We start from the raw sequence: 11670 nt of genomic DNA, 5'->3' as shown, positions 1-11670 counted from the left end.
GCGCTGCCGACCGGCTGGCCGACGCGATCGTCACCCAGCTGCGCCGCCGCTGAGACCGTCCCCGCCTGAACAGCCTGGCCCCCGGCCTGAGCCCGCGGTGCTTCCGGCCCAGCCTGAGCCCGCGGTGCTGCTGGCCCAGCCTGAGCCTGCGGTGCTTCCAGCGCGGGCTGAGCCTGCGCGCGTGGACGGTCTCAGCGGCGGCGCAGCTGGGTGACGATCGCGTCGGCCAGCCGGTCGGCAGCGCCGTCGGCGTAGCCGAGGAACAGCGACGGCTCGGTCAGTTCCAGTTCGACGAGTACGGGCCCACCGTCGTCGCCGGGCAGCAGGTCCACCCGGGCGTAGAGCAGTCGCTGCGCCGTGCCGGGGATGGCCGCCAGCACCTTCTCGGCCAGCGCCACCTGCGCGGCGGTGGCCGTGCGCGGGCTTATCGTCTCGGGCTTGAACAACCCGCCGAGACCGAGATCGGGGCCGGTCAGCAGCGCACCCTTGCGGATCGCGTGGCTGAATCTGAGCCCGTCCGGGCCGGCGAAGAAGAGCAGGGCCGTCTCACCCTCGGAGTCCACCGCGCGTAGGTACGGCTGGAGCATGGCCGTGCGGCCCGCCTCGGTGAGCCGGCGCACGTGCGCCTCGGCCAGCGTACGGTGCTCCGGGTCGGCCAGGTCGTAGCGGCCGGTGTCCGCGGAGCCGGCGCTGACCGTCGGCTTGATGACGTACTCGCCGTGTTCGCTGTCGGGCCGCCACGGTTGTCCCGGCTCGACCCATGCGGTCGGCACGGTGGGCACCCCGGCGGCCGAGAGTTCGTCGAGGTAGCGCTTGTCGGTGTTCCAGCCGACCACGTCGGCCGGGTTGACCAGCCGGGGCACCCGCCCGGCCCAGGCGACGAACTCGTCCCGCCGGGGCGCGTAATCCCACGGGGAGCGCAGCACCACGAGGTCGTACCCCGCCCAGTCGACGGTCGGGTCGTCCCAGACCGCGACGGTGGCCGCGACGCCCCGGGCAGCCAGCGGGGCGAGCACCAGCCGGTCGTCCTCATCCAGCTCGGTGAGGTCGGCGCAGGTCACAAGGGCGATCCGCGGTTCGTCCCGGGCCGGCACGTGGCGGTTTTCTGGTGCGTTCATCGCGTCGCTATCCCGGCGGGCCGTGGCCGCCAACTAGGACGGCCGCAGCGGCCGGGTGGGCCACTGCGACCGATCGGATACAGGTCAGCTATCTCTATGGTGACGAATTGTCGTGTTATCTCAGCGAGCCATCGTGCGGCGAGCCATGGAACGCCAGAGGTCATTGCTCGGGCGCATCTGGTCCATCAACTCCCGCTCCCAGGCGTTCTCCACAGCGACTCCGGCCTGCGCGCAGGCCTCGCGGGCCACGACCGTGTCCTCCGCGAACTGGTCGCCCCACGCGCCGTCGGAGCCCACCAGGACGACCCGCGCGCCACGCTTGCCGACGTACTCGATGACCGCCTTCGCCCCACCGTGCTCGGCGGCGAACGTCTTGATCCCCGCCACCAGGCCGTTGGGGGCCTGACCGGAAGCGGTCTGATCAGCCGTCAGCGTCGTATCGGAACCATCTGCCATAACCCGAAGCCTATGCAGAGCCGCACCCTAAGGGGGCAGAACCATGAACCTTTTGTGATACCGATTACGCAGTGGTTTAAGCAAGTCGAGAGGTGTTTCGCCCGCATTTTACCGGCCATAACCGGACCAACCGACACCCCGGATGGCCAGTAACCGGGTGATGCCGAGCGGATCGGGCCGGTCCCCCTTGGGGGAATTGTGCCGACAAAGTCGGATCGCAGTACATCTATGGCGTTCCGCCGGGCAAACCGCAGTGCCACTCCTCGGCCGAGGCCGCGCCGCCCGCCACCCCACCGATGCCCGACTGCGGCGGGATACGTGGAACCGGGGTGGTGGGGCTTGTGTTAAAAGGGGGCCCTTCCTATGCACGAGGCGTTAAGAGGGGGCCCTTCCTTACCCGCCGTCCTGGCATGCCTTACAGCAGGGCGTCGAGGGCGGCGGCGGCGAAGACGATGGTGAGGTACGTCGTCGACCAGTGGAACAGCCGCATCGGCTTGACCGGCTCGCCCCGGCTCGCCCGACCGGCGAGCTTGTGCGCCTCGATCAGGAAGATCACGCCCACCACCAGGGTCGGCACGCCGTAGACCGGGCTCAGACCGAGCGCCCAGACGGCCAGCGAGGTGAGCACGGTCAGCCAGGCGAAGAGGATGATCTCGGCGTTCACCCGCCGCACCGAGGCCACCACCGGCAGCATCGGGATGCCGGCGCGGGCGTAGTCGTCCTTGTATTTCATGGCCAGCGGATAGAAGTGCGGCATCTGCCAGAAGAAGACCACCGCGAACAGCGCCCAGGCCACCGGCGACAGCGACCCGGTCACCGCGGCCCAACCGATCAGCACCGGCGCGGCCCCGCAGGCCCCACCCCAGAAGGTGTTCGCCGCAGTGGTCCGCTTGAGCCAGAGCGTGTAGATCACGTCGTAGTAGACGATCGCGGCCAGGGTGAGCCCGGCGGCGAGCAGGTTGGTGAAGGCTGCCATCAGCGCCAGCGAGACCGTCGCCAGCACCAGGCCGAAGATCAGGGCGTTGCGGGGCGTCACCGTGTGCGCCGGCAGTGGCCGCCGCTTGGTCCGCCGCATCAACTGGTCGATGTCCCGGTCGATGTAGCAGTTGAGGACGCTCGCCGCGCCGGCCGCGAGCGAGCCGCCCACCAGCACCACCGCGACCAGCCAGAGCGACGGCAGCCCGCCGTGCGCGAGCATCATCGCCGGCACCGTGGTCACCAGCAGCAGCTCGACGATCCGCGGCTTGGTCAACGTCACATACGCCGCCACCACCACCCGCAGGTCGCGGGAGCGGACCGGGGTCTCCTCCGCCGCGCGCACCGACGACTGTCCGGCAGTTTTACTGACCGGGCGCTCGGTGATCATGCTCACGGATTGCCACCTTCCGGCGTGGGCAGGGGATTCTCCGGCGGCCGGACCGGCTGCGGGCCGACACACCGCCCCACACACTACGCGCTGTCGTTTTGGCTGCCCGGGCGACCCGGTAACGGTGCGGACCGTCACACCGGCGGCTGAACCGCAGCGTCGACAAGAAACGTACAGACCAGCATGCTGAGATCCTCGGGCACACGTTTAGCGGCGCTCGATAGGGTCACCAGTGAGGGTTCCGCCCATCTCGCCGAGGAGCACTGACCACCGTGGCTGCCAAGCACCCCGCACTCGACTGGACCGACCTCGATCGCCGTGCCGTGGACACCGTCCGCGTACTGGCCATGGATGCCGTGGAGAAATCCGGCAACGGCCACCCGGGCACCGCGATGAGCCTCGCTCCCGCCGCATACCTGTTGTTCAACCGGGTCATGCGGCACAGTCCCGCCGACCCGAACTGGCCCGGCCGGGACCGCTTCGTGCTCTCCGCCGGCCACTCCAGCCTGACGCTCTACATCCAACTCTTCCTCGCCGGCTACCCGCTGAGCCTGGACGACCTCAAGTCGCTGCGGCAGTGGGGTTCGCTCACCCCGGGGCACCCCGAGCACGGGCACACCCCGGGCGTGGAGACCACCACCGGCCCGCTCGGGCAGGGCCTGGGCAACGCCGTCGGCATGGCCATGGCGGCGCGCCGCGAGCGTGGCCTGTTCGACCCGGAGGCCGAGGCCGGCGAGTCCGCCTTCGACCACCACATCTGGTGCATCGCCTCCGACGGCGACATCGAGGAGGGCATCAGCCACGAGGCCAGCGCGCTCGCCGGGCACCAGCAGCTGGGCAACCTCTGCGTGATCTACGACGACAACGAGATCTCGATCGAGGACGACACCCGCATCGCGATGAGCGAGGACGTGGCGGCCCGCTACGCGGCGTACGGCTGGCACGTGCAGACGGTCGACTGGCGCCGCGGCGACGCCGACCAGGGCGACTACCACGAGAACGTCGAGGAGCTCTACCAGGCGCTGCTGGCCGCCAAGGCGGAGACGGCTCGCCCGTCGTTCATCGCGCTGCGCACCATCATCGGTTGGCCGGCACCGAACAAGCAGAACACCGGCAAGATCCACGGCTCGGCGCTGGGTGCCGACGAGGTGGCCGCCACCAAGGAGATCCTCGGCTTCAACCCGGCCGAGTCCTTCGAGGTCAGCGAGGAGGTGCTGGCCCACAGCCGGGAGGTGCTGCGCCGGGGTGAGGCCGCCCAGCAGGAGTGGACGGCCGCCTTCGACGCCTGGTCCGCGGCCAACCCGCAGCGGCGCGCGCTCTACGACCGGCTGGCCGGTCGGGTGCTGCCCGACGGTTGGACCGAGGCGCTGCCGGAGTTCCCGGCCGACGCCAAGGGCGTGGCCACCCGGGCCGCCTCCGGCAAGGTGCTGGCCGCGCTCGCCCCGGTGCTGCCCGAGCTGTGGGGCGGGTCGGCCGACCTGGCGGAGAGCAACAACACCACGATGAAGGGTGAGCCCTCCTTCGTCCCCAGCCAGTACGCCACCAAGGAGTTCCCCGGCCACGAGTACGGCCGCACGCTGCACTTCGGCATCCGGGAACACGCCATGGGCGCGATCCTCAACGGCATCGCCCTGCACGGCGGCACCCGCCCGTACGGCGGCACCTTCCTGGTGTTCAGCGACTACATGCGGCCCTCGGTGCGGTTGGCCGCGCTGATGAAGCTGCCGGTGGTCTACGTCTGGACGCACGACTCGATCGGGCTCGGCGAGGACGGCCCGACCCACCAGCCGGTGGAGCACCTGACCGCGCTGCGCGCCATCCCCGGCCTGGACGTGGTCCGCCCGGCCGACGCCAACGAGACGGCCTGGGCCTGGCGGCAGGCCCTGGAGCACACCGACCGGCCGACCGCGCTGGCGCTGAGCCGGCAGCCGCTGCCCACCCTGGACCGGTCCGAGTTCGCCGGGGCCGAGGGGACCGCCAAGGGCGGCTACGTGCTGGCCGAGGCGTCCAACGGCAAGCCGCAGGTGATCATCGTCGGTACCGGTTCCGAGGTGCAGCTCTGCCTGACCGCCCGGGATCGGCTGGAGGCCGAGGGCACGCCGACCCGGGTGGTCTCGATGCCGTGCCAGGAGTGGTTCTACGAGCAGGACGAGGCGTACCGGGAGTCGGTCCTGCCGCGCGGGGTAAAGGCGCGGGTGAGCGTGGAGGCGGGCATCGCGATGTCGTGGCGCGCGATCGTCGGCGACTGCGGCGAGAGTGTCAGCCTCGAACACTACGGCGCGAGCGCCCCGCACTCCGTGCTCTTCGAGCAGTTCGGCTTCACCCCCGACCGGATCGTCGCCGCCGCGCACGCGGCGCTGACCCGGGTCGGGGACATCACCGGTTTCACGACCGGCAACTGAGGGGAGCGTTGGCGTACATGACTGACCGACTGGGCGAACTGACCGCTGCGGGAGTGGCGGTCTGGCTCGACGACCTTTCCCGGGTACGACTCAGCTCCGGCGGGCTGGACCAGCTGCGCCGGGAGCAGCACGTGGTCGGGGTGACCACCAACCCGACCATCTTCGCCAAGGCGTTGAGCGACGCCGACACCTACGACTGGCAGTTGCGCGACCTGGCCACCCGGGGCATCGAGGTGGAAGAGGCCGTCCGCATGCTCACCACGTACGACGTGCGGTGGGCGTGTGACGTGATGCGGCCGGCGTACGACGCCAGTGAGGGTGTCGACGGCCGGGTCTCCATCGAGGTGGACCCGCGCTCGGCGCACGATGCGGCCAAGACCGTCGCCGAGGCCAAGGCGCTGTGGTGGTTGGTGGACCGGCCGAACCTGTTCATCAAGATCCCGGCGACCGAGGCCGGCCTGCCGGCGATCACCGCCGTGCTGGCCGAGGGGATCAGCGTCAACGTCACGCTGATCTTCGGGTTGGACCGTTACTCGCAGGTGATGGAGGCGTTCCTCGCCGGCCTGGAGCAGGCCAAGGCGAACGGCCACGACCTGTCGAAGATCGGCTCGGTGGCCTCGTTCTTCGTCTCCCGGGTCGACAGCGAGGTGGACAAGCGCCTGGAGAAGATCGGTTCGGACCAGGCCAAGGCGCTGCGCGGCAAGGCCGCGGTGGCCAACGCCCGACTGGCGTACGAGCGCTACGGCGAGGTCTTCTCCTCGGCCCGGTGGCAGGCCCTGGCCGACGCGGGCGCGCACCCGCAGCGGCCGCTCTGGGCGTCCACCTCGACCAAGAACCCGGACTACCGGGACGTCATCTACGTCGAGGAGCTGATCGCTCCCGGCACCGTCAACACGATGCCGGAGTCGGTCGTGCACGCGTACGCCGAGCACGGTGAGACCCACCCGGACACCGTGACCGGCGCCTACGCCGACGCCCGGCAGGTCTTCGCCGGCCTGGAGTCGGCGGGTGTGGACATGACCGACGTGATCGACACGCTGGAACGTGAGGGCGTGGAGAAGTTCGAGGTGAGCTGGAACGAGTTGCTCGACGGCGTCCGCAAGTCGCTGGCCGCCGCCGGGCAGGGCACCGCCCGCCCGAGCGACGCCGCCAAGAGCAACGCCGACGCCGCCGCGCGGGCCGGAGGCAATGCGTGACGGTGTGTCCCGGCCCTGCCCACGCCGCCACCCTGGCCGGGTGGCGGCGTGGGTGAACTGCTGGACGCACCTGCCGAGGCCGCTGGCGGCCTCGCGGTGTACGGCGCGGCGGCGGTCGACGCCGCCGCGCCGGCCGCCACCCGGCAGGCGCTCGTCGACGCCGACGTACCGGGTTGGCTGCACGCCCACCGGCACGGCCGTGAACTGCTCCCCCAACTGGCCGAGTTGACCGCGGAGCTGGCCGACCTGGACCACGTGGTGCTGGTCGGACCGGCTGAGCCGGCGCTCGCTGCCGGGACCGTCGCGCGGACCACCGGGCGGCCGCTGACCGTGCTCGACACCACCGACCCCGGTCCGGTCCGTGCGGCGCTCGCCGACCGGCTGGCCCGCACCGTGGTCGTGCTCGCCGGTCGGGCCGACACCCCGGAGATCGACAGCCACCGGCGCGCCTACTGGCAGGCGTTCCTGGATGCCGGAATGACCGAGGCCGAGGCGAGCCGGCATTTCGTCGTGGTCACCGAGCCGGGCTCGTCGCTGGAGGCGGTCGCCGCCGAACTGGGCGCGATCATCGTGCCGGCCGGTCCTGCGGTGGCCGAGGGCTACCGCGCGCTCACCGCGTACACGTTGGTGCCCTGCGCGCTGGCCGGCGTCGCCGTGGCCGACCTGCTGGACGAGGCCGAGGCGTTCTCGGCGTCACTGGGCCGGCCGGGGGACAATCCGGGCCTGGCGCTCGGTGCCGCGCTGGCCGCCGCCGCGACCACCGGGCGGGACAAGGTCGCCCTGGTCGCCGACGGCAGCGGCGTCGAAGGGCTCGGCGACTGGGTGGCGCACCTGCTCGCCGGCACCAGCCGCGACGGCATCGGCATCCTGCCGGTGGTGGTCGAGTCACCGGACACCCCCGGGGTGACCGGCGCCGACGTGCTCACCGTCAGCTACGGTGGCGCGCTGGCCGCCGGTGCCGTGCCCGGTGCCGGCACGACGGCCGACGTCGCGGTCAACGGCCCGCTCGGCGCGCACTTCCTGGCCTGGCAGTACGCCGCCGCGATGGCCGCCACCGTGCGAGGGACCGAGCCGCTCGACTTCCCGGACACCGACTTCGGCGGGCCCCGCACGGCACCGCCCGCCGAGCCGCGGACACCGTCGGCCGTCGAGGACGCCATCGAGGTGTACGCCCCGCCGGGCGCTCCGGCCGACCTGGCCGGAGCCCTGCGTCAGCTGCTGGACGGGGTGGACGCGAACGGTTACCTGGCGGTGGTCGCGTACCTCGACCGGCACGCCGACGCCGACGCGGCCCGGCTGCGTCCGCTGCTGGCCCAGGCGACCGGACGACCTGTCACCTTCGGTTGGGGACCGAGTCACCCACGCGCCGTCGGGCAATACCACATCGGCGGCCCGCCGGCGGGTAGTTTTCTTCACGTGACCGGTACGGTCAATGTTGATCTGCCGGTGCCCGGGAGACCGTACTCCTTCGGGGAACTACTGGCGGCGCAGGCCGCCAGCGACCGCCGGGCCCTGGCTGGTCGCGACCGCCCGCTGCTGCACCTGCACCTGACCGACCGGACAATGGGCCTGGCCCACCTGTTCGACGCGATCGGGTCCCTGCGGGCATGACGATGAACGACGTGGACGACCAGGATCGGGAAGGCACCGTGAGCGCAAGGAGTGAGCCGATCCTGCGAGCCCCGCAGTCGCGAACAGAGGAGACAGAGTGAACCCGCTGCGCGACCCGCAGGACCGGCGGCTGCCGCGGATCCCGGAGCCGTGCGCTCTGGTGATCTTCGGAGTGACCGGAGACCTGGCCCAGAAGAAGCTGCTGCCGGCGGTGTACGACCTGGCCAACCGTGGCCTGTTGCCGCCCGGTTTCGTGGTGGCCGGCTTCGCCCGGCGCGACTGGCGGGACGGCGACTTCGCGTCGCTGGCCCGGGAGGCGGCGAAAGCACACTGCCGGACCCCGTGGCGGGAGGAGGTCTGGTCCCGCCTCGAACACAACATCAAGTTCGTCGGCGGCTCGTTCGACGACGACGCCGCCTTCGACCGGCTCGCCCAGTGCCTGGACGACCTGCGGGACAGCCACGGCATCCACGGCAACGCGGCCTTCTACTTCTCCATCCCACCGGCCGCCTTCCCGGTGGTGCTCAAGCAGCTCGCCCGCACCGGCATGGCCGACAACGAGAAGTGCGGTGGCTGGCGCCGGGTGGTGGTGGAGAAGCCGTTCGGGCACGACCTGCCCTCGGCCAAGGCGCTCAACGACCTGGTCGACGACGTGTTCACCCGGCAGGACGTCTTCCGCATCGACCACTACCTGGGCAAGGAGACGGTCCAGAACATCCTCGCCCTGCGCTTCGCCAACAGCCTCTTCGAGCCACTCTGGAACTCGCAGTACGTCGACTCGGTGCAGATCACCATGGCCGAGGACGTCGGGATCGGCAGCCGCGCCGGCTTCTACGACTCGGTCGGCACCGCCCGCGACGTGTTGCAGAACCACCTGCTGCAACTGCTCGCCCTGGTGGCGATGGAGGAGCCGACAAGCTTCGACGCCGACGAGATCCGGGCCGAGAAGCTCAAGGTGCTCAAGGCCATCACCGTGCCGCGGGACGTCGCGAAGGACACCGTACGCGGGCAGTATCTGCCCGGCTGGGTCGGCGGCCAGCGGGCCAAGGGCTACCTGGAGGAGGAGGGCGTCCCGTCGACCTCCACCACGGAGACGTACGTGGCGGTGCGGCTCGGCATCCAGAACCGCCGCTGGGCCGAGGTGCCGTTCTACATCCGCGCCGGCAAGCGGCTGCCGCGCCGGGTCACCGAGGTCGCGGTGATGTTCAAGAAGGCGCCACACCTGCCCTTCACCGCCGCCGACATGGAGATGCTCGGCAACAACCAGCTCGTCATCCGGGTCCAGCCGGACGAGGGCGTGGTGCTCAAGTTCGGCTCCAAGGTGCCGGGCACCACCATGGAGGTCCGCGACATCGCGATGGACTTCCAGTACGGCGAGGCGTTCACCGAGTCCAGCCCGGAGGCGTACGAACGGTTGGTGCTCGACGTGCTGATCGGCGATCGGACGCTCTTCCCCGACGCCGCCGAGGTGGAACAGAGCTGGGCCGTGGTGGACCCGCTGGAACACGCCTGGGAGGGCACGAAGCCGGAACCCTACCGGTCCGGCGAGTGGGGGCCCCGGGCCGCCGACGAGATGCTGGCCCGCGAGGGTCGGACCTGGCGGCGGGCGTGACCGGGCAGCACGAGCGAACCAGGAGGCTCCGTTGATCGGATTGTGGGACACCACCGGCAACGAGGTGGTCAAGGCGCTCGCCGCCGAACGGCGCAGCGCCGGTGGGGTGGCCAGCGGCATGGCGCTGACCCTGATCGTGGTGGTGGACGAGAAGCGGGTCCGCGAGGCGGAGGCCGCCGCAACCATCGCCGCCGCCGCACACCCGTGCCGACTGCTCGTGGTCGTCCGCTCCGACCTGGAGCGCGACCGCAGCCGGCTGGACGCGGAGATCGTCGTCGGCGGGCGACTCGGCCCGTGCGAGGCCGTGGTCATGCGGATGTACGGGCGGCTGGCCCTGCACGCCGAGTCGGTGGTGATGCCGCTGCTGGTGCCGGACGTGCCGGTGGTCACCTGGTGGCACGGCGAGCCGCCGGACGAGATCGCCACCGACTTCCTCGGCGTGGTCGCCGACCGGCGGATCACCGACAGCGCCCAGGCCGCCGACCCGATCGAGGCGCTGCGGCAGCGCGCCCGCGACTACGCCCCCGGCGACACCGACCTCGCCTGGACCCGGATCACCCCGTGGCGCACCCTGGTGGCCGGCGCGTTCGACACCACCGAGGCGCAGCTCACCGATGCCGCGATCGTCGCGCCGCCGACCGACCCAACCGCCGCGCTGATGCGCGGGTGGCTGCGCAGCCGGCTGGGCATCAAGCCACGCTGGGAACGGAGCAGGGAGTTCCCGCGCATGCGCGAGGTGCAGCTGCGCTGCGCCAACGGCGACGAGCTGACGCTGACCCGCGACGACAGCATGGCGGTGTTCCGGCGTACCGGCCAGGAGGACCGCACCCTGCCGCTGGTCCGCCGGCCACTCGGCGACGAACTCGCCGAGGAGCTGCGCCGGCTCGGCTCCGACCAGGTGTACGCCGAGGCGCTCGGTGCCTTCGCCGGCCTGACCAACCTGGACCGCCGCCCCGACCGGCGGGTGCACGTCTGGAAGGACCCGGCCACCGCCCAGCGGGCCGAGGCGGGCGTCAGCGCGCACGCCTCGACCAGCACCGGATCCTGACCCCGCCGATCGACGGCACGACACGACCGCCGACGCGCGGTCGCGGAAGGACACCATGACAGAGGCGAGTGTCGCCGTACACGCCGATGCCGACCTGCTGGCGCAGGCCGTCGCGGCCCGGTTGGTGGTGCGGCTGCTCGACGCGCAGGCCGCGCGGGGCGAGGCGTCGGTGGTGCTCACCGGCGGCCGGATCGCCGCGGCGGTGCACCGCGCGGTGACCGCGCTGCCGGCCGCCGCCGCCGTCGACTGGTCCCGGGTCGACGTGTGGTGGGGCGACGAACGGTTCCTGCCCACCGGCGACCCGGAACGTAACGAGACCCAGGCCCGCGCGGCGCTACTGGACGCGCTGCCACTCGATCCGGCCCGGATCCACCCCATGCCGGCCGCCGACGCCGGCGTCGAGCCGGAGGAGGCCGCCGCGCGGTACGCGGCCGAACTCGCCCGGGCGGCCCGCTCCGGCACCGCCGAGCTGCCCCACTTCGACGTGCTGATGCTCGGCGTCGGCGAGGACGGGCACATCGCCTCGGTTTTCCCAGAACACCCGGTGCAGCACGAGAGCCGGCCGGTCAGCGCGGTCCGGGACAGCCCGAAGCCGCCACCGATCCGGACCACTCTCACCCTGCCGGCGATCAACACCGCCGAGGAGGTCTGGCTGGTGGCCAGTGGCGCCGGTAAGGCCGAGGCGGTCGGCATGGCCCTGGCCGGCGCCGAGCCGGCACAGATCCCGGCGGCCGGGGTGCGGGGCACCAGCCGTACCCTCTGGCTGCTCGACCGCGCCGCCGCCACCTCCATCCACCCGCGGTGAAAGGAGGGGCCCCCTATTAACGCCTCGTGTATTAAAGGGGGCCCCTCCTAACACCG

General features: G+C 71.7%; 9 protein-coding genes. 6 read left to right on the top strand and 3 right to left on the bottom strand.

What is annotated here, in order from left to right:
• Window positions 1–191 precede the first annotated feature (191 nt).
• The 3 genes from C1I93_RS06250 to C1I93_RS06240 form a co-directional block, all read right to left on the bottom strand.
• Window positions 192–1118: an ATP-grasp domain-containing protein gene (locus tag C1I93_RS06250; protein WP_111242263.1), complete on the bottom strand. Its 927-nt coding sequence runs from the start codon at window positions 1116–1118 to the stop codon at window positions 192–194.
• A 120-nt stretch (window positions 1119–1238) separates the two neighbouring features.
• Window positions 1239–1574, bottom strand: coding sequence for a hypothetical protein (locus tag C1I93_RS06245; protein ID WP_111242262.1), 336 nt, complete (start codon window positions 1572–1574; stop codon window positions 1239–1241).
• 415 nt (window positions 1575–1989) lie between these two features.
• Window positions 1990–2946, bottom strand: a complete 957-nt coding sequence (locus C1I93_RS06240; protein WP_111242261.1) for a heme o synthase — start codon at window positions 2944–2946, stop codon at window positions 1990–1992.
• Between the two features lie 341 nt (window positions 2947–3287).
• Between C1I93_RS06240 and tkt the strand changes: the two genes are divergently transcribed.
• The 6 genes from tkt to pgl all read left to right on the top strand — a co-directional run bounded on the left by tkt (window position 3288) and on the right by pgl (window position 11614).
• Window positions 3288–5342, top strand: a complete 2055-nt coding sequence (tkt, locus tag C1I93_RS06235; RefSeq protein WP_249412458.1) for a transketolase — start codon at window positions 3288–3290, stop codon at window positions 5340–5342.
• 17 nt (window positions 5343–5359) lie between these two features.
• Entirely contained in the window at window positions 5360–6538 is a 1179-nt protein-coding gene (tal, locus tag C1I93_RS06230; RefSeq protein ID WP_111242259.1) for a transaldolase, read from the top strand.
• Window positions 6539–6586: 48 nt separating this feature from the next.
• Window positions 6587–8149, top strand: coding sequence for a glucose-6-phosphate isomerase (locus tag C1I93_RS06225; RefSeq protein ID WP_111242258.1), 1563 nt, complete (start codon window positions 6587–6589; stop codon window positions 8147–8149).
• A 97-nt stretch (window positions 8150–8246) separates the two neighbouring features.
• Window positions 8247–9761 carry a glucose-6-phosphate dehydrogenase gene (gene zwf, locus C1I93_RS06220; RefSeq protein WP_111242257.1) on the top strand — a complete coding sequence of 505 codons (1515 nt, stop codon included), beginning with the start codon at window positions 8247–8249 and terminating at the stop codon, window positions 9759–9761.
• Window positions 9762–9792: 31 nt separating this feature from the next.
• Window positions 9793–10809: a glucose-6-phosphate dehydrogenase assembly protein OpcA gene (locus C1I93_RS06215; RefSeq protein ID WP_111242256.1), complete on the top strand. Its 1017-nt coding sequence runs from the start codon at window positions 9793–9795 to the stop codon at window positions 10807–10809.
• A 55-nt stretch (window positions 10810–10864) separates the two neighbouring features.
• Window positions 10865–11614 (top strand): 6-phosphogluconolactonase, encoded by a 750-nt coding sequence (gene pgl, locus C1I93_RS06210; RefSeq protein WP_111242255.1) that lies wholly within the window; start codon window positions 10865–10867, stop codon window positions 11612–11614.
• The last annotated feature ends 56 nt before the right edge of the window (window positions 11615–11670 follow it).

The organism is Micromonospora endophytica (assembly GCF_003236305.1).
Taxonomy (GTDB): domain Bacteria; phylum Actinomycetota; class Actinomycetes; order Mycobacteriales; family Micromonosporaceae; genus Micromonospora; species Micromonospora endophytica.
This window is presented reverse-complemented; position numbering and strand designations above follow the sequence as displayed.

Excerpts from the sequence above, each read along its gene's own strand:
- C1I93_RS06250 (WP_111242263.1), bottom strand. The coding sequence starts at position 1,118 with ATGAACGCACCAGAAAACCGCCACGTGCCGGCCCGGGACGAACCGCGG.
- C1I93_RS06245 (WP_111242262.1), bottom strand. The coding sequence starts at position 1,574 with ATGGCAGATGGTTCCGATACGACGCTGACGGCTGATCAGACCGCTTCC.
- tkt (WP_249412458.1), top strand. The coding sequence starts at position 3,288 with ATGGATGCCGTGGAGAAATCCGGCAACGGCCACCCGGGCACCGCGATG.
- tal (WP_111242259.1), top strand. The coding sequence starts at position 5,360 with ATGACTGACCGACTGGGCGAACTGACCGCTGCGGGAGTGGCGGTCTGG.
- pgl (WP_111242255.1), top strand. The coding sequence starts at position 10,865 with ATGACAGAGGCGAGTGTCGCCGTACACGCCGATGCCGACCTGCTGGCG.